This window comes from Arthrobacter crystallopoietes (assembly GCF_002849715.1).
GTDB lineage: Bacteria > Actinomycetota > Actinomycetes > Actinomycetales > Micrococcaceae > Crystallibacter > Crystallibacter crystallopoietes.
Genome location: NZ_CP018863.1, coordinates 168561 through 190526 on the forward strand (window position 1 = coordinate 168561; position 21966 = coordinate 190526).

A 21966-nucleotide genomic window follows, 5' to 3' on the forward strand; every position below is an offset into this window, starting at 1 on the left:
CGGAGTGCGCATTCGGGCGTGTCATGCCCTTGGTAATCCAGCTAGGAGAGTTGGCCTAGCGTTGCCTTCCAGAAGGACTTCCAATGATCCAGCTGCTCGGGCGTCTCCAGTTTCTCGTGCTGCAGGGACAGCGCTGACTTACCCGGGGCCTTTTCGTAGATGTTGACGTTAACTCGTGAGCCATCGGCCAGGCCGCAGCGCCAGTAGCGCCACTTGTCGGTTTCACTCAGTTCCGGACCTCTGCTTATGCCCACTCCGGAAAAATCCTCAGCGGTGCCTATCAGGGCCACCCACTTGTCCCTCGCTTCGTCCATCGTGCCTGCCACTGTCTTGCTCGCAGAAGTCTGGAACCTGCCATCACAGTCCTGCCCCGGCACGCGCCGCCCAATCAACTGCTCAAAAGCGACTGTGGCAGATTGCGCCCACCAGTCCTTCGCCAAACCGGCATCCTGCAGGGCTTGGGCAATCTCCTTATGGCTCTTCTCTTTGGCATCGATGGAGGCTAGGAACTTTTCGACTTCGGTCCATGACCGGCCGATGCCGCGTTCGATCGCCTCGATGTTCATGGTGCGGATCATCGGTCACTCCTTCGTTTCGAGCATTCAGTGGGGACCACCGGGGTCCGGACAGCATCTTTTCACGGTCCGGACCCCGGGGCTATGGATGGTGGGAGATCCTAAGACGGCCGCCTAATCCGCCGTGGCCAGCAGTTGGGCGCGCAATTCCCTGCGCTCACGCTGTTTATCCGGATCCGGCAGCGGCACTGCTGCCAGCAGACGCTGCGTATACAGCTCCTGCGGATGGCGGAGTATCTGGTCACGTGTGCCCTGCTCAACGATGTTGCCGTGCCGCATAACGCAGATCCGGTCAGCCAGGACATCGATGACGGCAAGGTCGTGGGTGACGAAGAGACAGGCGAAACCAAGTTCACGCTGAAGATTCTGGAAAAGTTCCAGCACAGTGGCTTGGACGGAGACGTCAAGCGCCGACGTCGGTTCGTCGGCAACCATCAGCTTCGGCTCCAGCGACAAAGCCCGGGCAATGCCTACCCGCTGCTTCTGCCCGCCGGAGAGCTCGTGCGGATAACGGTTCCGGTAGCCACGGGGCAGCTCAACTTGATCGAGCAGTGTCTCGATGTTCCGCTGCAGCGTTGCCCCTTTGGCGACGCCGGCCAAAAACATGGGCTCGCCAATGCTTTCTCCAATAGGGAGCCGCGGGTTCAGCGACGAAGAAGGATCTTGGAAGACCATGCCGACTTGACGCCGGAGTGCGTGCAGTTGCTTGCGGCTGGCACCCGCTATCTCGCGTCCGACAACTTTCAGGGAGCCTTCGGCCACCGGCAGAAGTCCGACGGCGGCACGGCCGATAGTCGTTTTCCCGGAGCCCGATTCGCCGACAAGGCCTACGACCTGGCCCGGATAGATCGCCAGGTTCGCTCCCTCCACCGCCCGGAACGCCGGTACTCTGCCTTGTTTGGGGTATTCGATGGCGACGTTGGTCAGTTCCAGGACCGGCTCGCCGTGTGTGCTTTCTCTGGCAGCCATGTCCAGTGCCGCCTCGTTAGCGGCTTCCCTGCGCTGCAACTCCGTCTCATCAACCTCGTGAAGCGCAATGCCTGTTGCTGCCGCGAGGGCTGCGGTGATATCGATGTCGTCGCTGCCTGTGTTGTGGCCTCCCAGGTGAGGAACGGCAGCCAGCAGTTGCTGGGTGTATTCATGCCGCGGATCGTTGAAGATCTCCTGTGCCGTTCCCGTTTCGACGATCCGGCCGCGACGCATCACGGCGATGCGGTCCGCCAGATCAGCGACCACACCCATGTCGTGGGTAATCAGAACGATGGCGCTATCCAGCTTGTTGCGGAGATTGCGCATCAGGTCCAGGATCTCGGCCTGAACCGTCACGTCGAGAGCGGTGGTCGGTTCGTCGGCGATCAGCAGCTTCGGATCGCAAGACAGCGACTGCGCGATCATCGCACGTTGCCGTTGTCCGCCAGACAACTGGTGGGGATAGGACTTGAACGCCTTCTCCGGATCGGGCAGTTCGACCAGCTCGAGCAGGCGAATGGCCCGGTCCTTGGCCTCCTCGGGAGAAATGGCGTTGTGCAGGCGCAGTGTCTCCACAATCTGAAAGCCGATGGTGTAGACCGGGTTCATCGCCGTCATCGGTTCCTGGAAAATAACGGCCACGTCATTGCCGCGAAGCTGCCGCAGTTTATTGGGGTTGAGTCCCAGGATCTCCTTTCCATTGAGCTTCACGCTGCCGCGCACTCGGCTATTGGCCGGCAGCAGTCCCAGAAGCGCCATGGAACTGGCACTTTTGCCCGAACCGGACTCACCGACAATGGCGAGCACCTCCCCTGCCGAGACCTGGTAGTTCAGATCAATGGCGGCCGGCACCCATTCCTTCTCAACACCAAAATCAACGCTCAGATCCGAAACCTCCAGCACCGGCGGTTCTGAGCCGCCAGCGGGGGTTCCGGTATAGATGGGGATGGCAGGATCGATCATTTCAGTCATTGCGGGTTTGTCCTTCCAACTGCTCGCAGCCGGCTTGTTCCATTAGTGATGTGGCGCACGAGCCTGACACGATGGAAGCATGTCCAGTCATGACACCGACCCTCCTGTTGTTTTCCGGCCGAGAAGTGCCGCTTGGTTGACGGGTGTTGTCTGGCTCATCGTGTTGTTCAGCCTGGTCTCTACAGCCGTAACGCATGGTTTCCCGGCTCTCGTGCAGCTTGCGCCGTTGGTGGCCCTCGGGTATCTGGCGTGGTGGCTGGCCTGGTACCCCGCCGTCGTTGTTTCCGACGCCGGGGTGGCGCTGCGCAATCCGCTGCTGACAGTTCAGGTCCCGTGGCCCGCCCTGATCATGGTTGACACGAAATACGCGCTGACACTGGTCACGCCGAAGGGAAAGTTCGCGGCATGGGCGGCGCCGGCGCCTGGCATCTTCGGCGTCCAACGCGCACAGCCGGGGCATGTCCGCGGGCTGCCGGAGGTGACCTATGGGCCGGGCGAATCCGTGCGTCCCGGTGACCTTTCCAATTCGGATTCCGGTGCCGCGGCCTTCCATGTCCGCTCCCGTTGGGCCGAACTGATCTCGTCCGGCGCGGTGGCGGCCGGCGAGGCCGACACTGCCACAGTCGCGAAAAGGCCGAACTGGCTGGTTCTCATTGCGGCAGCAGCCCTGATTGTAGCCAGCGTGCTGTCGTTGACGGGCTGAGCACGGCGCGATCAAAAGATTTTCAGCCGTCATCTCAAACTTTCGTAGGTCGGGAGCCCTCGGCTCCCTGACCATCATCCGGCGCCGTTGCTGCACCGGCCTTCTTGGCATTGAACTTCTTCTGCCGGGGGTCAAAGGCATCCCGCAGTCCGTCGCCGATGAAGTTGATGCACAAGCAGATGGCCACAATGAAAATGCCCGGCCACCAGAAGAGCCACGGACGGGTGGAAAACGCTTCCTGGTTCTGGCTGATCAGCGAGCCCAGTGAAACGTCGGGTGCCTTCACACCCATACCGATATAGGACAGGCTGGTCTCCAGCAGAATCGCAGCCGACATACTCAGCGTCACGCTGACAATGATGACGCCCACGGCGTTGGGAAGAATGTGCTTAAAGATGATCCGGGCGTTTGAAGCGCCGGCGATGCGGGCTGCATCCACGAATTCGCGCTCGCGCAGGGAGAGAAATTCTGCTCGGACCAGCCGGGCGAGACCGGTCCACGCGACGAGCCCGACAAAGAGGCCCAGGAAATAGGGCTGGATTCCGGCTGGAATCCAGCGTGCAGCGAGTTGACCGAGAACGGCTGCAAGAATAATCAGCGGAATCACGATGACGATGTCCGTCAGTCGCATGAGCACCGCTTCGATCCTGCCGCGGAAGAAGCCGGAGACGGCTCCAACCACGACGCCGATGGCGCCGCCGACGACGCCGATGATGAACATCACTGCTACGGAAATTTGCACGCCCCGCATTGTCTGGGCGAAGGTATCCCGGCCCAGCCGGTCCTGGCCGAACGGGTGCTCGCCCAAGCTGAACGGGAAGAGCTGCAGTGTGGGCTTTCCGCCATTGGCCAAGTCATTGACCTCGTTGTAGGTGAATTTCCACCAGCCCGGCAGGCCGAAGAAACCGCCCGCAGAGTAAGCCAGAACCAGAATGAGCAAGAACAGCACCAGGCTGATCAGCGCCGCAGTGTTGCCCATGAACCTCTTGCGGACAATCTGGCCTTGGCTTAGTCCGGCTTTTTCTTGATGTGCCGCAGGTTCGGTTGAAACAGTACTCGTGGTGGTCATGCCTTGACCCTCACTCTCGGATCCAGGGCGGAGTAGACGAGGTCCGCTATGAGGTTGAAGACGAGCGCCAGGATGCCCGTGACCAGGAAAACTCCCATGACGGGATTCGGGTCAACGCGATCCAGGGCCTGGATAAAGAGTTGCCCCATGCCAGCGAACGCGAAGACCCGCTCCGTGATGACCGCACCGCCAATCAGTCCGCCGATGTCATAGGCCACGATAGTGGCAATGGGAATCAGGGCGTTCCTGAACGCGTGGCGCATAACCACCGTCCGCTCGCCGAGCCCCTTCGCCCGCGCGGTACGGATGTAGTCCATGTTCATGATTTCCAGCATCGAAGAGCGCGAATAACGGCTGTAGGAAGCCAATGAAATCAGCAGCAGTGCAATGGTGGGCAGGAGCAGGTGGGTAAAGGTATCGAGGCCGTGCACCCAGAAGTCACCTTCCAGGTTCGGCGTCTCCGCTCCGATGGTAGCGATGGGCCGACCGTTGACTCTGTTGTTGTTGAAGTAAGCGGGCCATGCCTGCATGTACCGGTCCAGAAGGACCAGTCCCGCGGTCAGGAACGACGTAATGACTGCCGCGCTCATGTTCTGGCGTCGGTCGTAGCCACCCATGAGGTATCCAACTCCCAGCCCTAGCAGGATTGTGGCTACGGCCAGCAGGACAACCATCAGGCCCGTTGCCTGAGCCAGCAGCGGCTGGATGGGGAAATACAGCATGATGCCGACGGCAACCATTATCAGGGACGAATACAGCGCGCGCCGATTCTTCAAGCCAGCGGTCAACAAGGTTGCGCCGAAGGCGACTCCTGCACCTGCGACTGCAATAACCGGCAGCCCAAGCCCTGGCGAGCTGAACCAAGACGTCGCCGACAGCAGCCAGAGCACGCCGCCGGCCAGCACGAACCCGATGCCAGCGGCCTTGAGCCTGGCCGGCACTGTTCCACGGGCGCAGATGTACCAGATCAAGGCGCTGACCACGCTCACCATGATTATGGTTACCAAGGGGATTTGCGGTTCCCGCAGAAAGTTGTTGAACCCGATGGCAACGTATTCCTTGAGCAGAACTGCTACCCAGAAAACCGGCAGCGAGAAGAAGAGGAACGCCATAAAGGTGACGCCATAGTCCAGCGTGCTGTACTGACGCAGCGCTGTCACGATGCCGAGCGAAACGCCGATAAGCACGGCTAGAATTGCGGCCGCGCTAACCAAGAGTATCGTCATGCCCATGGCTCTGCCCAGCGCCTCCGTCACGGGCTGTCCTGTGGTGGAAAACCCGAGATCGCACTGGCCGGCGAACGGCACGAGGCATTTTGCTGCGCCTCCTAACCAGTGGAAGTAACGTATGGGTGCAGGCACATTCAGGTCCAGAAGCTCAATACGCTGCTGGATGAGCTCTTCCTTATTCGGCTGGTTGCTCGTGCGTAGGTCAGCAAGCGGGTCGCCGGACAGTGCGGTTAATTGGTAGACCAAGAATGAGGCACCCAGGAGAATCAGTACGGCTGTGAATAGCCGCCGCACAATATAGGTCACCATTGTTTGTATAAACCTCGTTTTCACTTCCCGGACGACGTAATCCGGTTGCCCGCCTCTTGAACTCCGATCCGCGAGGGGAGATTCATGGCCGCAAATAGGTCAGGTAAGTTTCACAAGACTACAAAGGCGCCGGGACCGTTGTTGCATGTGGTCCCAGCGCCTTGCAGTACCCTGCGCGTTAGAACGTTAGGGACTTACTCACCCTTGACTTTCCAGTCCCAGAAGTTCCAGAAGACACCGGTCTGGTTCGGCTGGTAGACAACGCCTTCAACACGTTCGCTGTTGTAAGCATCGAGCCCCACCGACTGGAAGAGCGGCAATCCATAGAATGAGTCCCACACCAGCTTGTCGATCTTGGTGATGATTTCATCCTGTGCGGCCGCGTCCGTGGTGACCATGAGTTCGTCCATCAGCTTGTCGGCCTCTGGATCGGAGAAGCCGTTGTAGTTTGAGCCGCTGTCCGTACGGAAGATCTGCGGTACGCCGCTGACGCCGACACCGGAGTTGATCCAGCCGTAGATGGACGCATCATAGGTGCCGGTTCCCAAGGCAGCACCCCAGTCAGAGGCGCCCAGACCGCCGTCGACAATTTCGAACCCTGCCTGCTCCGCAGATTCCTGGATCAAGGCAAAGGCATCCACGCGGTTCGGGTTGTCCTTGTTGTACATGATCCGCACTTCGGGAGTCTCGCCGTTGAGCAACTCCTTGGCGCCTTCGATGTCAGCTTCCTGGTATGCCTCCGAGCCGTTGGACGCGGCAGAGGCCCCATAGGCCTCCTGGGCAGGAACGAAGAACTGCGAGTCCAGCGGTGCAGCGTCTTCCTTCAGCGGCTTCACGATGCGGTCCACGATGGTCTGCCGTGGAACAGCTTTCATGAAGGCTTCCCGGACGTTTTCATCGGCGAAAACGCCCGTGTAATTGAGGTCGATGTGGTCGTAGGCCAGCTGGTCGTCGACTTCTACTGTGACGCCATCAATCGATTCGAGCAGCTCGACTGTGTCCGCGGAGGGCTGAGGGGCAATGATGTCCACCTCGCCGTTCTCCAGCGCTTGGACCTGGTCGGGGGCGGCGCCGATGAACCGGACGGTAATTTCGTTCACGTTCGGGGTCGGGCCCCAGTCATAGGACTCATTGCGTACCAGGGTGATTGACTGATCCGGCGTGATGCTGTCCACCATGAAAGGCCCACTGGAGAGATACAGCGATTCGTCGCTGGGCAACGACTTCGTGTCGAATCCAGTGTTATAAACGTCGGCAACTGCTTGCAGCTCGGCATTCGGATCGGCAGGATTCGCCGCGTCACCGCGTTCCAGTCCCTCAATCAGGTCGATAAGAGCTTGCTCGTCAGCCAAGCCGGCCTTTTCTGCAATGACATGCGCAGGCATGCCGATACCGCCGTCGTTTAGTCCGCCGAAGACAATCTCCCAGTCGGCGTACGGCTTGGAGTAGGTCAAGGTGATGGAGCGGCCGTCGTCGCCGATCTCGGGGATCTCGGTCAGTGCGAGGCCGCTCGTGTCGCCGGCGTAATCGAAGTAGTTCGTTCCTTCGGTGACTTCACCGGTTTCCGGGTCGACCGTCGCATCATTGGCGTAGCCGGATTCGGAGACCCAGTTCAGCATGAGGTCGGCCGCGTCGACGGCATTGCCATCAGACCACTGGACGCCCTCGTTGAGGGTGTATTTCACGACCAGTGGGTCATCGGAAAGCTTTTCATATGTTCCGAATTCTTCATTCCGGACGACGTTGAGTTCATTATCGATGTGGTAGAAACCGCCGCGGGTCATGTAGGCGATCTTGCCGTTGATATCAACGTTGCCTGCGGCGGTGTCCGAGTTGAACGAACTGAACGCATTGGTCTCAGCGACACTAATGGTTCCACCGGTAGCCGCGGTATCGCCTGCACCTTCGGATGCGGTATTTCCGCCACCCGTCGACGCGCAGGCACTCAGTGCCATGGCCGCAACAGCAGCAACACCGATTGCTTTGGAAGTACGTCCGAAACGCATTCCGCCTCCTAGTTCCTCAGAGTGATTTGTGTGGCCGGTCCGCCGATCGGGATCCGGCAAAAGCACGGATTGGTTGCCCCTGAATTACTGCCGTGAAAGTGGCGTGCCTCACATGCATAAGAGCGTAAACCGTTACACCTACTCTTGGGTATAAAAAAGTTGCTTCACAACGGGTTGTTATCGAGATGCAACCAAACGACGGCGCAACACAACGTCCCAAACGAGCCTCTTCACTCCGAGCGGAAGATCAGCCGATCCGCGTAAACTCGCGGAAGAAACGGGCAAAAAAAGAGCCAGCGGCCCCGCTCTTGTCGAACCGGAACCGCTGGGTGGGACGATTTTTAGTTATTGGTTGCTAACCGGTTCCACGCATTGCGGCAGCAAGCGGGCAAGCTACATCCACTTCACGCCGTCCTTCTCGTACTCCCGGATGCGATAGGCAATCATCCTGCTGAGCACGTCCGTGGGTACAGGTGCGTCGTACGGCAGCTGTATCGAGCCTTTGCCTGTCTTGTATCCAATGAGCTGGTCACTGAAAGCAGCAAGGGTGGACGGCGTAAAGACGAAATTTGCGTGCTTTTGATGGCCGCTAAAGACGAACAGAATTGTTCCCAGGGAGTAGGCAGGGTGGCCCCATTTGAGTCCTTCGGTGGCGTTGGGAGCGCAGTTGCGGCTTATTTCCCGCAATTCCCGAAGCCGCAACTGGACGTCCTCGGCGAACGAACCGATGTACGCGTCAACGCTCTCGTGCTGTATCGCCATAGGACTACCTTGCCATCATCGACACAGACTCAGGTGGTAAAGCGGAACTCCTCCACATCCTCGCGGTGAGAAACCTCCGTTTGCCGACGCGATGAGGTCTAGATTCTCGGCGTGCGCTACGCCGTCATGATCACACCCAACGTGTGTGTGTTGCTGCCGCACCGCGATCATCCGATCATGTAGGCGAATCCACGCCCCTCCGAGGCCACCGCATCGGCGAAGTCTCTAGCTCGATGTAGGAATTGGGTCGCGTAGGCCAGCTCGGACTCCAACGACTGACTGGACGAGCAGAACCCGCCCAGGCCCGCTTCGATGTCGGCGTCGCTGATCGTCTCAAGGTCCCGGGCGATGGGTTCGACCTCATGAGGCGGGAGTGCGCGCACCCACGGCCGCCAGGTGAAACCACCGTCGGTGTTTGTCACCTGCCCTTCGAACATCCGGTAGGCCGCTCTGGCTCCAGCACCCGAAGAGCGCCGAGCAGTTAGCCGCTGCAGGTGCTGCCATGCCTTGTCGAGGTAGAGAAAGTCACGCTCCGGCAAGGATTGCCGGAAGTCTGTGACACCGTGAGTGAAACCCGGCTCAAGGCCCAATGCGTCCGCGAGCGGGTCGGAGCCAATCACCGTGAGTGGGTCAGCGAGTGCCTTCTCGGTCTGATCGCTGTCGAATGCGTATGCGTAGTATCTGATTCCCATACGACGATTTTGAGACAGCAGTACGCCGCCACGGCCAATATCGTGTCGCCTGTGGATAACGAGGCAGGGGACCGACAGTCGTCCGATATGAAAAGGGACTTGACTGCGCTCCGCCACAGCAAAAACGTGTGGCGGCAAACATCGATGTCGTACGGGGAATACCCGGCCCAAACACGACCGGCCAGCCTCAACGAGGCAGATATCGCAGATACGCGGCGCCTTGTCGAAGATTCTGTATTCAGGAGGGGTCGATCGATCCGCACTCCAGGGTGCGCTTTACCCAGCCCGGCGGTCGCTCCTGCAGTTACGGCAGGAGCGACCGCCAGGCCGAGTTATACATTGAACCTAAACTCCACGACGTCGCCGTCGGACATGACGTATTCCTTGCCTTCGATCCTGACCTTGCCGCGGGACTTAGCCTCTGCCATCGAACCGGCATCTACGAGATCGGCGAAGGAGACCACTTCCGCTTTGATGAAGCCGCGCTGGAAATCGGAGTGGATAACACCGGCTGCCTGCGGAGCGGTATCGCCCTGGTTGATCGTCCAGGCGCGAGCTTCCTTCGGCCCGGCCGTCAAGTAAGTCTGGAGACCCAGTGTATGGAATCCGACCCTGGCCAGCTGATCCAGGCCTGATTCGTCCTGGCCGTTCATCTCCAGCATTTCGCGGGCCTCTTCCGGTTCCAGCTCCACCAGATCCGACTCCAGCTTCGCGTCAAGGAACACGCAGTCCGCCGGAGCAACCAGTTCGCGCAACTCGGCCTGGCGCTCGGCGCTGCCCAAAATAGTGTCATCGACGTTGAAGACATAGATAAAGGGCTTGGCCGTCAACAGGCTCAGCTCCCGCAGGTTCTCGACGTCGAGCTTGTCGCTCTCCACGGACGCGAAGATCGTATCCCCGCGCTCCAGCACCTTCCGGGCTGCCTCCATGGCGGCCAGTTCGGCGGCGTCGCGCTTCTTGATCTTCACTTCCTTCTCAACCCGAGGCAGTGCCTTTTCCAGCGTCTGCAGATCCGCGAGGATCAGTTCGGTGTTGATGGTTTCGAGATCGGAGCGCGGATCCACCTTACCTTCAACGTGGACCACATCGGGGTCGTCGAACACGCGGATGACCTGGGCGATGGCCTGGGCTTCACGGATATTGGCCAGGAACTGGTTGCCCAGCCCTTCGCCTTCGGAGGCGCCCCGGACAATCCCGGCGATATCGACAAAAGACACGGTCGCCGGCAGAATGCGCTGGGAGCCGAAGATTTCGGCCAGCTTATCCAGCCGGGAATCAGGCAAGGGCACCACGCCGACATTCGGCTCGATGGTCGCGAACGGATAATTCGCCGCCAGAACCTGGTTCCGGGTCAGTGCGTTGAAGAGAGTTGATTTGCCGACGTTGGGCAGTCCGACGATGCCAATAGTAAGAGCCACGGTATCCAAGGATACCGGTGAGGTACCCGGCTCAGCGATTCGTCCCGAACGGTGGCGCAAACGACGCCCCGGCTTCGCCTAAATTGTCAGAGCCGGCTGGCATGGTTGAGCTATGGATGCGTTTCAGATTGTGCTCACATTGCTCATGCTGGTTTTAGGGGCAGCGGCCGGGGCTGCGGGAACTGCGGTGGCCTACCGCCGCAGGGTCGCAGTGCTGGCGGAAGAAATTGACGACGCCGGTGCGCGGCTTGGCAACGCGACGGCCCGTTTGGCGGCGGCCGAGGCGGAAAGCCGTTTGCTCGCCCAGCAGAACCGGCAGCTTACCGCCAGCAGCGAGCAGGACAACTCTGTCCTTCGTGCTCTGGTCCCGGTGGGGGAAAAGCTGAAGACGGTCCAGCAGCAGGTCAATGTGCTCGAGCGGGACCGCGTCGAACAATTCGGCCAGCTGGCCGAGCAGCTTCGCGCTGCGCAACTCAACGATGAGCAGTTGCTGCGTTCCACTCAGACCCTGACCGCGGCATTGCAGTCCAACTCCGCCCGCGGACAGTGGGGAGAGGTTCAGCTCCGCCGGGTGGTGGAGGCCGCCGGCATGCTGGCCCACGTGGACTTTAGCGAGCAGGTCCATCTGGTGGGAGCCGAGCGTACCCTTCGACCTGACATGCTGATCCATTTGCCCGGCTCCAAATCGCTCGTGGTGGATGCCAAGGTGCCGCTGCGGGCATATCTGGAAGCCCAGGAACTGCCGTCTTTCGGCTCCGCGGAGGAGCGTCAAAAGCGGGCCGGCCTGCTGACTACGCATGCCAAGGCCGTCAAGGCACACGTGGACGCACTTGCAAACAAGAAATACTGGGACGGAGTGGATGCCTCCCCCGAACTCGTCCTGTGCTTCCTGCCCGCGGAGTCCGTTCTATCAGCGGCCCTGCAGAGTGAACCGGGTCTGTTGGATTACGCCTTCTCCCGCAACGTGGCCCTCGTCTCCCCCGTCTCCCTGCTGGCCACGCTGAAGTCGGTTGCCTTTACCTGGCGCCAGGAAGTCCTCACCGAGAACGCCCGGGAGATCTTCGAGCTGTCGCGCCAGCTCTACGACCGGCTGGGCACCCTTGGTGAGCATGTGACGAAGCTCGGCTCGTCCCTGAAGGGATCGGTGGAAAAGTACAACGCCTTCGTCGGAACACTGGAGTCAAGGGTCCTGCCGACAGCGCGGAGGATCAGTGCCTTTGACCCGTCTTCGCTGAAGGAGCCACCCGCGCCCCAGGCCTTGGAGAGTACACCGCGGCTGTTGGCCGCACCGGAGCTCATCGCCGACCAGGAGCGCAGCGCCTAGCCATAGACGCGCCGGTGCCCGTCCCGCCACGTCTAGTGTGCGGGCCGGGCACCCCTGCCGCCGAGGCCGCGTGAAACGTCGCCCTTTTCCTTCAGAGTGGCGCGCAGTTCCTTGGGCAGCGAGAACAGAATGTCCTCTTCTGCGGTAACCACTTCCTCAACATCGGCATAACCGTAGTCTGCGAGCAGGCTCAGAACTTCGCGCACGAGGACCTCGGGCACGGAGGCTCCCGAGGTCACACCGACAGTGGAGATGCCTTCAAACCAGGATTCGTCGACCTGGTTCGCGAAGTCCACGCGGTAGGAAGCCTTCGCGCCGTATTCCAGAGCCACCTCTACCAGGCGCACGGAGTTGGAGGAATTCGCCGACCCCACCACGATGACCAGTTCCGCCTGCGGGGCGATCTTCTTGATCGCAGCCTGCCGGTTTGAGGTTGCATAGCAAATGTCGTCGCTGGGAGGATCCTGCAGGGTCGGGAAGCGCTCCTTGAGCAGGTTCACGGTCAGCATAGTCTCGTCCACACTCAGCGTGGTCTGCGACAGCCAGATCACCTTGTTCGGATCCCGGACCTCGACCTTGTCGACATCTTCCGGGCCGTTGACGATCTGGATATGCTCGGGAGCCTCTCCGGCCGTGCCCTCGACCTCTTCGTGGCCCTCATGTCCGATAAGCAGGATGTCGAAATCGTCCTTCGCGAAACGGACGGCCTCGCGGTGAACCTTCGTCACCAAGGGGCAGGTCGCATCAATCGTCTGCAGTCCGCGATCTTCGGCAGATTGCACGACGGCGGGTGAAACGCCATGGGCGGAGAAGATAACCAGTGCCCCCTCGGGCACCTCGTCCGTCTCTTCGACGAAGATCGCGCCCTTTTCTTCCAAGGTGCTGACCACATGGAGGTTGTGCACAATCTGCTTACGCACGTAAACCGGCGGGCCGTAATGCTCGAGCGCCTTTTCGACGGCGATAACCGCGCGATCGACGCCGGCGCAGTATCCGCGCGGAGCAGCCAGCAGGACTTTGCGGGGCCCTTCGACCAGTGCGGCCGAGGCAATGTCTTCGGGGCTGCGGCGCCTGCGCGGAATGGTGGGCATCGGAACGGACACAGCAGTGGTACTCATACATCCATGCTAGCCGTTAGGCCCTTCGACCCGAGAGTTGACGGGCTGTTACACCAATCACCGCGGCCGCCAATCCTGCCCCGGCGAGCACGACGGTCCAGGGTTGGAATGACGCTGTCGCGAGTTCAACGAACCGCGCGGTGAAGGCGTCGGCAACAGGACCGGCAGCATCATGTTGCGCAGCCACATCGGGTGCCGCCCCCGCAGCCAACCACAAAGCTGCAGCAAGGATAACCGCGCCGATACCAAGCCAGGCAAGGGCAGTCGACGCTCTCCTCGCTACCATCAGTGTCAGCAGCGCACCGGCAAAAGCCCCCGCCGCGATCCAGCGCCACTCGTTGGCAACACGCTGTACAAGGTCGATGGATTGCTGCTGATCTGCCTGGCCGATATCGACGATGAGCTCCTCTTGCACTGGGATCTCCGTCCCTAACGTGTCCGCTACCCGCTGAATCGCCAAGGCAACAATGGGAGCGATATCAAGCCGGAGCGCACCCTCATCCGGGCCTTCTGCCTCCAGCGTCAGAGTATGGGACTTCGCCAAAGCTTCGTTCCATGCCTGCGGGAACTCTTCCAATCCGGTGACGGCTCCGGCCGCCCTGGCGATAATGGGATCAACCAGCTCCTGGAGCCCCGGCGGCAACTGGCTTTGGTTGCGCACTTCTTCCGCGATCGCCGCCGCCAGGGCGCTGCGGAACTGGGGGGCCTGCCCCATGGGTGCCGCCAATTCGACGAAGCCTTGCTGGTTCGTCAGGTTCTGGCTGGCCCACGCCGCAGGCACGGCGACGGCTGTCATTACCAGTGTGACCAGGCCAAGAACCAAGGCAAGGACGGAACGCATCCGCAGGCTCCTCTCCGCCGGCTACCCGAGAGGCGCAGGATGCCTCTTGGGATAAGTAGAACAGAATCAATAATGTCTGCGATAGCTGATAAGAATGTAAGGATCGCTGTACTCTAGCTGCGCCAAGCTTCGCCGAGAGGGACACTACGTGAACCAGAACCCGGGGCCACCCGCCGGTGGCCAATTGGATGCCCCGGCCAAGCCATCCACTCTGCCTGCCACCGCCTTGGAGACCTCGGCGGAGAATCCCTGGCCGCTGCGGCTGCTGTCGCAGAAGCTCAAGAGCCACATTGACCGTGTCCCGCCCACCTGGATCGAAGGCCAGGTGATTGAGCTCAACAGGCGGAACAATGTCACGTACCTCACCCTGCGGGATACGGAAGCGGAAGCATCGTTCAGCCTCGTGGCCTGGGGCAGTGTCATGGCCCGCCTGGAGTTTCCCCTTGAGCCGGGATCGCGTGTCGTGGCGCAGCTGAAGCCGGATCTGTATGTGAAGACCGGCAGGCTCTCGATGCAGACCCGCGATATCCGCCCCGTTGGTCTCGGTGATCTGCTGGCGCGGCTCGAACGGCTTCGCCATGCCCTTGCCGCCGAGGGCCTCTTCGCGCTAGAACGCAAGAAACCGCTTCCAATGCTGCCGCACCGTATCGGGTTGATTACCGGCCGCGACTCGGATGCCATGAAAGACGTTATCCGCAACGCTTCCCTCCGCTGGCCCGCCGTGGCCTTCGAAGTCCGGGAAGTCGCTGTCCAGGGTGTTAATGCCGTAACCCAGATCCAGCGCGCACTCGTGGAGCTGGACGCCCGCGAGGATGTGGAAGTCATCGTCATCGCCCGCGGCGGCGGATCCCTTGAAGACCTGCTGCCGTTCAGCAGCGAGGATCTGATCCGCGCGGTTTCGGCTGCCCATACGCCGGTGGTCAGCGCCATCGGACACGAAGCGGACCGTCCCCTGCTGGACGAGGTGGCGGATCTGCGCGCTTCCACTCCCACCGATGCCGCAAAGCGCATTGTCCCGGATGTCAACGAGGAGCTCGCCAGGATAGCCCAGGCACGGCAGATGCTGGACCGCAGGGTGGACCAGTTGATCCGGGTCGAGAGCGAGCGGCTGACCGCCATCCGTTCCCGCCCGGTCCTGGCCAATCCAGCCAGCATGGTGGAAGCCCGGCACGAAGACCTGCAGCGTTTGTCCTCTCGGGCTTACAACTGCATCTCGGCCGCCGTCCACCGGGACTCGGACCGGATCGCCCATCTCAGGGCACAGGTTCGTTCCCTCTCGCCGCAGAACACTCTGGACCGTGGCTACGCCGTCGTGCAACTGCCGGACGGCAGCGTCCTGCGTGACAGCTCTGACGCTGCGGCCGGAACGCGGCTGCGTGTGCGTGTTGCCGTGGGCGAACTGTCGGCCGACGTCGCTCCCTAATACTGAACAAGACCATCAATCCGAAAGCGGGAACCAGCGTGGATGCCAAGAATTCCGTCGAAAATGCCGATGTCGCATCGCTGAGCTACGAGCAGGCGCGGGAGGAACTCGTCGCCGTCGTAAGCCAGCTCGAAACCGGCGGGGCCAGTCTCGAACAGTCGTTGGCCTTGTGGGAACGCGGCGAAGCCCTGGCGGCCCGGTGCGAAGCGTGGCTGGAAGGGGCCAGGCAGCGTCTCGACGCAGCCAGGGCCGATGCGGCAGGCGGACCTGCGGCAACGGGAATGGCGGAACAAGGCAGGGACTGAGCTCGCGGGTCAGCTTTCCGCCAGTCGCTTTTTCTCTGCCGCCACGTCGAAATCCGCCGTGGGCCATTGGGGATTGATGTCTTCGAGTACGTCGATCAGCAGCTGCTGGACGGCGATGCGTGCATACCATTTCTTATCTGCCGGGACCACGTACCAGGGAGCGCTGTCTGTGCTGGTACGTTCCAGGGCGATCTGGTAAGCCTGCTGGTACTGGTCCCAGAAGGTGCGGTCATCGACGTCGCCGGGGTTGTACTTCCAGTGCTTATCCGGCCGGTCCAGCCGTTCCTGCAGCCGGTCCTTCTGCTCATCTTTGCTGATGTGCAGCATGACTTTGATGATGCGGGTACCGCCCGCGGCGACCCTGGCCTCAAAGTCCCTGATGAGGCTGTAGCGCTGTTCAATCTCGTTGGCCGGAGATAGCTTGCGGACCCGTTGGACCAGCACATCCTCGTAGTGCGACCGGTCGAAGACCCCGATGATTCCGGGCGCCGGCAGCTCTTTTTCGATCCGCCACAGGAAGCCCTTGGACTGTTCTTCCGCCGTCGGCGCCTTAAACGCCTTGTGGTGGATGCCTTGCGGATCGGCTGCTCCGATGACGTGACGGACGATGCCGCCCTTGCCACCGGTGTCCATGGCCTGCAGGACCAGCAGCACGCTGTCGCGGGCGCCGAACCGGCTCTGCGCGAAGAGTTTCTCCTGCAGTTCCGTGAGCTGCTCGTCCTCCCTGTCCAGCAGCTCTTTGCCTGCGTCTTTATCGCCGGTAAACCCCGGGGTCGATCCGGTGTGGACCTGGCTTAGGTCGAAGCCCTTGTGTACTCGCAGCAGGACGGTCGGACTGTGGCTGAACGCGGTAGTTTCCATTACGGTTTGTACGTACTCAGGAACTCGGCGATCCGTTCCACGGCTTCCTCGAGAATGCCGACATTGGGCAGGGTCACCAGCCGGAAATGATCCGGTTTGTGCCAGTTGAAAGCGCTTCCGTGGGAGACGAGGATTTTCTGCTGCTTGAGCAGATCCAGCGCAAACTTCTCGTCGTCCTTGATCGGGTACACGTCCGGATCCAGCTTGGGAAACAGGTAGAGCGCTCCCCTGGCCTGCTGGGTGCTGACACCGGGAATGGCATTGAGCATCTCATAGGCCTTGTCCCGCTGTTCCAGCAGCCGGCCCCCGGGCAGGATCAGATCGTTGATGCTCTGATAGCCCCCGAGCGCTGTCTGAATGGCATGCTGCGCGGGGACGTTCGCGCACAACCGCATGTTGGTCAGCAGGTTGATGCCTTCGATGTAATCCGTAGCCAGGTGTTTCGGCCCGGAGATGGCCATCCACCCGCTGCGGAATCCGCAGACGCGGTAGGCCTTGGACAGCCCGCTGAAGGTCATGACCAGCACGTCATCGGCCAGCAAGGCAGTATTTACGTGCTGGGCATCTTCATAAAGGATCTTCTCGTAGATCTCGTCCGAGAACACCACCAGATTGTGCTTCCGGGCCAGTTCGAGCATGCCCTCAAGCACCTGTTTCGGGTACACCGCACCGGTGGGGTTGTTCGGGTTGATGATCACGATGCCCTTGGTATTGGGCGTGATTTTCCGTTCCAGATCTTCCAGATCCGGCAGCCACCCTTCTTCCTCCACGCACAGGTAGTGGATGGGATGGCCGCCGGCCAGGCTCACGGAGGCGGTCCAGAGCGGGTAGTCCGGCGCGGGGATCAGCACCTCGTCACCGTTGTTGAGCAATGCCTGCAGGCTCATGGTGATCAGTTCGCTGACCCCGTTGCCCAGGTAGACATCGTCAACGCCGATGTCCTGGATACCGCGGGTCTGGTAATACTGCGATACCGCGGTCCTGGCCGAGAAGATCCCGCGGGAATCGCTGTAGCCCTGGGCATCGGGAAGGTTGCGGATCATGTCCACGAGGATGGCATCCGGCGCCTCGAACCCGAAGGGCGCCGGATTGCCGATGTTCAGCTTCAGGATCCTGTGGCCCTCGGACTCCATGCGGTGGGCATGCTCAAGCAGCGGACCGCGGATATCGTAAAGGACGTTATGAAGCTTATTGGACTGCTTGAACTGGACCATTTAAGCATCTTCGCATATTGGAACCGTTTACTTCGTCAGCCCGTTTTCGCTCAGCCAGTCCGCCGCCGCGTCTGCCGGATTGCGCTTTTCGTCCCCGCTGACCTGACGATTGAGGTCCACCAGGTGTTCCGTGGTCAGCGCGGCCGAAACGTCGTTCAGCACTTCTGCTGCTTCCTCGCCGACCTTGTCCTGATTAACCAGGGGAAGCACCTGCTGGGCGATGAAGTTGTTCTTCGGGTCCTCCAGCACGACCAGGTCGTTATCCTCGATTGACGGGGTGGTCGTGTAGATGTCGGCGATCTGGATCTGGTCGTTAATCAGCGCCTGCAGAGTGGCCGGGCCGCCGCCGTCGTTAATCGGTTCGAAGGACTTCGGCTCGCAGCCGTAATTCTCCTTCAGCCCGGGCAGTCCGTATTCCCGCTCGGCGAATTCAGGGTTGGCGCCGAGCACAAGTTCGTCACACACCGGCCCCAGGTCTGCAATGCTCTCGAGCTGGTACTTCTCGGCGGTGGCTTTAGTGACCACCATGGCATCCTTGCTTTCGGCGGACGCCGGTTCCAGGACGCCCAGGCCCTCCGGCAGGGCGGCGGGCAGGGCATCCGTGATCTCCCCCGCGGAGGCGGCCGTTGCCTCGGGATCCAGGAACAGCAGCAGGTTGCCGCTGTAGTCCGGAATGATGTCCACGGATCCTTCTTCGACCGCCTTGACGTACACCTCGCGGGAGCCGATGCCGGGCTTGGTGGTGACCTCGAATCCCGCAGCGGTGAGCGCGCCGGCATAGATCTCGGCGACGATCTGGCTTTCGGGGAAGTTGGCGGAGCCGACCACCAGCGGACCGGTTGCGCCTGAGCTGGCGGCCGTATCGGATGAACCCTCCAACGGGTTGGAATTGGCGCCGCAGGCCGTCAGCGTGACGGTCAGGGCAGTCATGGCTGCCGCCGCCAACATTGCCCGGCGGGAGGATGTCTGGATCTTCAAGGCTTCTCCTTTACTGGCCGGCACCCGGGGCGCCAACATTCTTCGTTCCCTGCCCCGGCGAGGCCGGGGAAGACTTCAAACCTGGTGAGACCGCGTACTTTTGCACCATCGAGAGGATCAAATCGACCATCAACGCCAGCACCGCAATCAGAATAGCGCCCGCAAACAGCCGGACGGGGTCGCTGACGGCCAATCCGTCGATCAAATACCGGCCCAGCCCGCCCAAATTGATATAAGCAACGACGGCGACGGTGGAGATCACCTGCAATACGGCCGCCCGCACACCACCGAGCATCACCGGCAGCGCGTTGGGCAGTTCCACCCGCACGAGAACCTGCCATTCGGTCATGCCGAGACCGCGGGCAGCGTCCAGCAGCTGCCGGTCCACCGCAGCGATGCCCGAGTAGGTGCCGGCCAGCAACGGCGGGACCGTCAGGATGACAAGCGCGTAAATGGGCGGCATCAGGCCCAGGCCCATCAGGATGACAAACAGCGTCAGCAGGCCCAGCGTGGGCAGTGCCCGCAGTGCGCTGGCCACCGAGACCACGGCGACCTTGCCCTTGCCGGTGTGCCCGACGTACATGCCCGCGGGAATGGCGATCGCCGCGGCGATCAGCAGCGTCAGGACCGTATACCAGAGGTGCTCCCCCAACCGGGCCGGAATACCGGCGGGTCCGGCCCATTGCGCGGGGTCCGCGAACCACAGACCAACCTGCTCAAAGAGATTCATGCAGCACCGCCGTTTCAGCCGCATCAGGACGGCGCGCGGTTCCGGCGCTGTCCCCGCTGCCGGAGTTGTCCGGGCCAGGCATGGCAGTCACCTGTTTGCGTCCGGCCTTGCGGTGCCGGTTCCAGGGCGTGAGCAGGTGCTCCAGGCCCACGAGGACAAAGTCCATCAGCAGCGCCAGGACCAGCGTCATCACGATGCCGACGACAATCTCGGTCAGGAAGTGGCGCAGCAGCCCGTCCGTAAAGAGCACACCCAGATTGCGGATGCCGATCAGAGCGCCCACGCTGGCCAGCGAAATATTGCTGACCGACACCACGCGCAGGCCGGCAAACAGGACAGGCACGGCCAGCGGCAGGTCCACGGCGAAGAACCGCCTCAACGGCCGGTATCCCATGGCCACTGCGGCTTGCCGGACGCCGTCGTCAATGGACTCCAGCGCGTCCACGACGGACCGCACCAGCAAGGCGACCGCATAGACGGTCAGGGCGACAATCAGGTTGGCCGTGTCCAGAATCCTGGTGCCCAGGATGACCGGAAGAATGACGAAGAGGGCCAGGGACGGAATGGTGTAGAGCACCGAACTGGCCGACAGGATGATGCCGCGGACCGCCGGAATGCGCCAGGCCAGGTAGCCCAGGGGTACCGCTATGAGCAATCCCAGCACGAGCGGCAGCACCGACTGGTAGAGATGGTGCCCGGAGAGCTCCAGCACAAAGGGCAGGTTGGCCAGGTACCAGTCCATCAGCCGCGGCGCTCCGCGTCCAGCCGCTGGAGCACCTCGCCGGCGTCCACCAGCCCGGCTACCCTGCCGGTCGCGTCCACTGCCACGCCTTGGCCGGAGGGAGAGGACAGCGCGGCGTCCAGTGCCTGCCGGAGCGAACTGCCCACGGTGAACAGTGAGCCGCCGGTGACCGCGGCTGTGGACGTGCGTTGTCCGGGCGGCAGCCACCCGAGGGGAGCACCGCCGTCGTCGGTTATCAGCAGCCAGCCTTCGGCAGGCGCGGACTCCAGCGTCCCAGCCGTCGCTGTGACCGCGGGCTGCAGCGGCAGGTCCCGGGCGGAGGCAAACGAGAGCGAGCGGAAGCCGCGGTCCCGGCCGACGAACCCGGCCACGAAATCGTCCACCGGCGCGCGCAAAAGCTCCTCCGGCGGCGCGTACTGCGCCAGGCGGCCGCCGGTGGCGAAGACCGCCACTTTGTCCCCGATGACCGTGGCCTCGTCGATGTCGTGGGTGACAAACACGATCGTTTTCGCCAGTTCCTGCTGCAACCGCAGCAGCTCCTGCTGCAGTTCCGCGCGCACCACCGGATCCACTGCGCTGAAGGGCTCGTCCATGAGCAGGATCGGCGGATCCGCGGCGAGCGCCCGGGCCACGCCCACCCGCTGCTGCTGGCCGCCGGAGAGCTGCGCCGGGTAGCGCTTGCCCAGCGCGGGAGAAAGACCGACGACGGCGAGCAGCTCCTCGGCGCGGATTCTCGCCTGCCGCCGCGGGACGCCGTTCAGTCGGGGAACGGTCGCAATGTTGTCCAACACGCTCCGGTGCGGCAGCAGGCCCGAGGACTGCAGCACGTAGCCCATGGAACGCCGCAGCGCCGCGGCGGGCTGCGCGGAAACGTCCTGCCCGTCCACCAGGACGGTTCCCTCCGTGGGCTCCACCATGCGGTTGATCATTCTCAGGGACGTGGTCTTGCCGCAGCCGGACGGCCCGACGAACACGGTGATGGCTCCCCGGTCGATTTCCAGGTTCAGGTCATGCACCGCCGGCTGCCCCGAAGCGTAGCTCTTCGACACGTTGCGGAACTGGACCATGGGCGAGCTGCCCGGGCTGGCCTGCGGGGCCACCGACTGTGCTTCGGTCATCGTGTCTCGCTCCCTGTCCTGGTCGGGGAACCGTTTTGCGCCACGGCCTCGGGACTGCTGACAGCTTGGCTGACGGCTGCCGGCGTCGCAGCAGGTTCAGCAAAGTAAAGGTCCAGGCCGACGTCCACCAGGTCCACGCGGTCGAGTGCGGACACCTCGTCCAGCGGGATCCACTTTGCCTGGTCCGTCGAGCCCTGGAGCTCATGCGCTAAATCACCGCCCGTCACCGTAGCAGCGTAAATGATCCGCAGGGCGTGCAGCGGAACCTTGCCGCCATGCAGCCGCCGTTCCGCCGGGATGAACTTACTGTCGACGCCGAGCAAGCGGCCCAGTTCCACGGTGTAGCCGGTTTCTTCGGTGATTTCCCGCAGGGCCGCCGTGGGAGCATCTTCGCCCGCTTCAAGCCCTCCGCCGGGCAGTGTCCAGCGCGGGATTCCGGATCCGGTCCAGCGTGCCAGCAGCACGGCATTCTCCTGAACGATTACGCCGTAGGCGCCGATGCGGGTATCGAAGGACATGCCGTTCAGTCTATGCGGGCTTGCATCTGCGCCCCAGAAGCGCCGGGCCGCGTTTGGCAATGAACCCCGCAGCTATACTTTCGCCAACGT

21 protein-coding genes are annotated in these 21966 nt (G+C 62.0%); 4 read left to right on the top strand and 17 right to left on the bottom strand.

From position 1 onward, the window contains the following. Nucleotides 1-41: 41 nt before the first annotated feature. Entirely contained in the window at nucleotides 42-578 is a 537-nt protein-coding gene (locus AC20117_RS00780; RefSeq protein WP_074701444.1) for a hypothetical protein, read from the bottom strand. Nucleotides 579-689: 111 nt separating this feature from the next. After that, a complete protein-coding gene (locus AC20117_RS00785; protein WP_074703312.1) occupies nucleotides 690-2507 on the bottom strand; it encodes an ABC transporter ATP-binding protein in 1818 nt (605 codons plus the stop codon). Between the two features lie 88 nt (nucleotides 2508-2595). On the opposite strand from AC20117_RS00785, the gene AC20117_RS00790 reads away from it, so the two are divergent. Beyond that, the gene (locus tag AC20117_RS00790) at nucleotides 2596-3219 is read left to right on the top strand and encodes a PH domain-containing protein (RefSeq protein ID WP_074701442.1); all 624 of its coding nucleotides are present in this window, start codon (nucleotides 2596-2598) and stop codon (nucleotides 3217-3219) included. A 34-nt stretch (nucleotides 3220-3253) separates the two neighbouring features. Here the strand turns inward: AC20117_RS00790 and AC20117_RS00795 are convergent, their stop codons facing one another. From AC20117_RS00795 to ychF, 6 genes are all read right to left on the bottom strand, one after another. Continuing rightward, nucleotides 3254-4288 carry an ABC transporter permease gene (locus tag AC20117_RS00795; protein ID WP_074701441.1) on the bottom strand — a complete coding sequence of 345 codons (1035 nt, stop codon included), beginning with the start codon at nucleotides 4286-4288 and terminating at the stop codon, nucleotides 3254-3256. Next, nucleotides 4285-5826, bottom strand: coding sequence for an ABC transporter permease (locus tag AC20117_RS00800; RefSeq protein ID WP_074701439.1), 1542 nt, complete (start codon nucleotides 5824-5826; stop codon nucleotides 4285-4287). Before AC20117_RS00800 ends, AC20117_RS00795 begins: the two co-directional genes overlap by 4 nt. Nucleotides 5827-6020: 194 nt before the next feature. Continuing rightward, nucleotides 6021-7832 carry an ABC transporter family substrate-binding protein gene (locus AC20117_RS00805; RefSeq protein ID WP_074701438.1) on the bottom strand — a complete coding sequence of 604 codons (1812 nt, stop codon included), beginning with the start codon at nucleotides 7830-7832 and terminating at the stop codon, nucleotides 6021-6023. A gap of 393 nt (nucleotides 7833-8225) precedes the next feature. Continuing rightward, nucleotides 8226-8594, bottom strand: a complete 369-nt coding sequence (locus AC20117_RS00810; RefSeq protein ID WP_074701436.1) for an iron chaperone — start codon at nucleotides 8592-8594, stop codon at nucleotides 8226-8228. A 167-nt stretch (nucleotides 8595-8761) separates the two neighbouring features. After that, nucleotides 8762-9286: a DUF1877 family protein gene (locus tag AC20117_RS00815; protein ID WP_074701435.1), complete on the bottom strand. Its 525-nt coding sequence runs from the start codon at nucleotides 9284-9286 to the stop codon at nucleotides 8762-8764. Nucleotides 9287-9618: 332 nt separating this feature from the next. Continuing rightward, a complete protein-coding gene (gene ychF, locus AC20117_RS00820) occupies nucleotides 9619-10704 on the bottom strand; it encodes a redox-regulated ATPase YchF (protein WP_074701433.1) in 1086 nt (361 codons plus the stop codon). 112 nt (nucleotides 10705-10816) lie between these two features. On the opposite strand from ychF, the gene AC20117_RS00825 reads away from it, so the two are divergent. Continuing rightward, entirely contained in the window at nucleotides 10817-12028 is a 1212-nt protein-coding gene (locus AC20117_RS00825) for a DNA recombination protein RmuC (protein WP_074701432.1), read from the top strand. A 32-nt stretch (nucleotides 12029-12060) separates the two neighbouring features. On the opposite strand, the gene AC20117_RS00830 is transcribed toward AC20117_RS00825, so the two are convergent. Then, nucleotides 12061-13146, bottom strand: coding sequence for a 4-hydroxy-3-methylbut-2-enyl diphosphate reductase (locus AC20117_RS00830; protein ID WP_074701430.1), 1086 nt, complete (start codon nucleotides 13144-13146; stop codon nucleotides 12061-12063). 16 nt (nucleotides 13147-13162) lie between these two features. Beyond that, nucleotides 13163-13942: a hypothetical protein gene (locus AC20117_RS00835; RefSeq protein WP_139186804.1), complete on the bottom strand. Its 780-nt coding sequence runs from the start codon at nucleotides 13940-13942 to the stop codon at nucleotides 13163-13165. Between the two features lie 193 nt (nucleotides 13943-14135). Between AC20117_RS00835 and xseA the strand changes: the two genes are divergently transcribed. Further along, entirely contained in the window at nucleotides 14136-15410 is a 1275-nt protein-coding gene (gene xseA, locus AC20117_RS00840) for an exodeoxyribonuclease VII large subunit (RefSeq protein WP_074701427.1), read from the top strand. Nucleotides 15411-15448: 38 nt separating this feature from the next. Further along, nucleotides 15449-15715 (top strand): exodeoxyribonuclease VII small subunit, encoded by a 267-nt coding sequence (locus AC20117_RS00845; RefSeq protein WP_083339795.1) that lies wholly within the window; start codon nucleotides 15449-15451, stop codon nucleotides 15713-15715. Nucleotides 15716-15724: 9 nt separating this feature from the next. Here AC20117_RS00845 and AC20117_RS00850 read toward each other — a convergent pair whose 3' ends face one another. The 7 genes from AC20117_RS00850 to AC20117_RS00880 are packed head-to-tail and all read right to left on the bottom strand — an operon-like array spanning nucleotide 15725 to nucleotide 21876. Beyond that, the gene (locus tag AC20117_RS00850; protein WP_074701425.1) at nucleotides 15725-16576 is read right to left on the bottom strand and encodes a PPK2 family polyphosphate kinase; all 852 of its coding nucleotides are present in this window, start codon (nucleotides 16574-16576) and stop codon (nucleotides 15725-15727) included. After that, nucleotides 16576-17790: a pyridoxal phosphate-dependent aminotransferase gene (locus AC20117_RS00855; RefSeq protein WP_074701423.1), complete on the bottom strand. Its 1215-nt coding sequence runs from the start codon at nucleotides 17788-17790 to the stop codon at nucleotides 16576-16578. The genes AC20117_RS00850 and AC20117_RS00855 overlap by 1 nt, the downstream gene beginning before the upstream one ends. Nucleotides 17791-17817: 27 nt before the next feature. Next, complete coding sequence (locus AC20117_RS00860) at nucleotides 17818-18738, bottom strand: ABC transporter substrate-binding protein (RefSeq protein ID WP_101632677.1); 921 nt, start codon at nucleotides 18736-18738, stop codon at nucleotides 17818-17820. A gap of 40 nt (nucleotides 18739-18778) precedes the next feature. Beyond that, nucleotides 18779-19498, bottom strand: coding sequence for an ABC transporter permease (locus tag AC20117_RS00865; protein ID WP_083339794.1), 720 nt, complete (start codon nucleotides 19496-19498; stop codon nucleotides 18779-18781). Continuing rightward, on the bottom strand, nucleotides 19485-20240 hold the full coding sequence (locus tag AC20117_RS00870; protein ID WP_074701420.1) for an ABC transporter permease: 756 nt from the start codon (nucleotides 20238-20240) through the stop codon (nucleotides 19485-19487). Before AC20117_RS00870 ends, AC20117_RS00865 begins: the two co-directional genes overlap by 14 nt. Then, nucleotides 20240-21307, bottom strand: coding sequence for an ABC transporter ATP-binding protein (locus AC20117_RS00875; protein WP_074703311.1), 1068 nt, complete (start codon nucleotides 21305-21307; stop codon nucleotides 20240-20242). The genes AC20117_RS00870 and AC20117_RS00875 overlap by 1 nt, the downstream gene beginning before the upstream one ends. Nucleotides 21308-21354: 47 nt before the next feature. Beyond that, nucleotides 21355-21876 (bottom strand): NUDIX hydrolase, encoded by a 522-nt coding sequence (locus AC20117_RS00880; protein ID WP_170837958.1) that lies wholly within the window; start codon nucleotides 21874-21876, stop codon nucleotides 21355-21357. Between the last annotated feature and the right edge of the window lie 90 nt (nucleotides 21877-21966).

What these genes read in the sequence shown, in the direction of transcription:
- AC20117_RS00780 (WP_074701444.1), bottom strand. Translation starts at nt 578, where the DNA reads ATGATCCGCACCATGAACATCGAGGCGATCGAACGCGGCATCGGCCGG.
- AC20117_RS00865 (WP_083339794.1), bottom strand. Translation starts at nt 19,498, where the DNA reads ATGAATCTCTTTGAGCAGGTTGGTCTGTGGTTCGCGGACCCCGCGCAA.
- AC20117_RS00815 (WP_074701435.1), bottom strand. Translation starts at nt 9,286, where the DNA reads ATGGGAATCAGATACTACGCATACGCATTCGACAGCGATCAGACCGAG.
- AC20117_RS00800 (WP_074701439.1), bottom strand. Translation starts at nt 5,826, where the DNA reads ATGGTGACCTATATTGTGCGGCGGCTATTCACAGCCGTACTGATTCTC.
- AC20117_RS00785 (WP_074703312.1), bottom strand. Translation starts at nt 2,507, where the DNA reads ATGATCGATCCTGCCATCCCCATCTATACCGGAACCCCCGCTGGCGGC.
- AC20117_RS00810 (WP_074701436.1), bottom strand. Translation starts at nt 8,594, where the DNA reads ATGGCGATACAGCACGAGAGCGTTGACGCGTACATCGGTTCGTTCGCC.
- AC20117_RS00795 (WP_074701441.1), bottom strand. Translation starts at nt 4,288, where the DNA reads ATGACCACCACGAGTACTGTTTCAACCGAACCTGCGGCACATCAAGAA.
- AC20117_RS00850 (WP_074701425.1), bottom strand. Translation starts at nt 16,576, where the DNA reads ATGGAAACTACCGCGTTCAGCCACAGTCCGACCGTCCTGCTGCGAGTA.
- AC20117_RS00855 (WP_074701423.1), bottom strand. Translation starts at nt 17,790, where the DNA reads ATGGTCCAGTTCAAGCAGTCCAATAAGCTTCATAACGTCCTTTACGAT.
- AC20117_RS00880 (WP_170837958.1), bottom strand. Translation starts at nt 21,876, where the DNA reads ATGTCCTTCGATACCCGCATCGGCGCCTACGGCGTAATCGTTCAGGAG.
- AC20117_RS00830 (WP_074701430.1), bottom strand. Translation starts at nt 13,146, where the DNA reads ATGAGTACCACTGCTGTGTCCGTTCCGATGCCCACCATTCCGCGCAGG.
- AC20117_RS00825 (WP_074701432.1), top strand. Translation starts at nt 10,817, where the DNA reads ATGGATGCGTTTCAGATTGTGCTCACATTGCTCATGCTGGTTTTAGGG.
- AC20117_RS00835 (WP_139186804.1), bottom strand. Translation starts at nt 13,942, where the DNA reads ATGACAGCCGTCGCCGTGCCTGCGGCGTGGGCCAGCCAGAACCTGACG.
- AC20117_RS00860 (WP_101632677.1), bottom strand. Translation starts at nt 18,738, where the DNA reads ATGTTGGCGGCGGCAGCCATGACTGCCCTGACCGTCACGCTGACGGCC.
- AC20117_RS00790 (WP_074701442.1), top strand. Translation starts at nt 2,596, where the DNA reads ATGTCCAGTCATGACACCGACCCTCCTGTTGTTTTCCGGCCGAGAAGT.
- AC20117_RS00870 (WP_074701420.1), bottom strand. Translation starts at nt 20,240, where the DNA reads ATGGACTGGTACCTGGCCAACCTGCCCTTTGTGCTGGAGCTCTCCGGG.
- AC20117_RS00875 (WP_074703311.1), bottom strand. Translation starts at nt 21,307, where the DNA reads ATGGTCCAGTTCCGCAACGTGTCGAAGAGCTACGCTTCGGGGCAGCCG.
- AC20117_RS00805 (WP_074701438.1), bottom strand. Translation starts at nt 7,832, where the DNA reads ATGCGTTTCGGACGTACTTCCAAAGCAATCGGTGTTGCTGCTGTTGCG.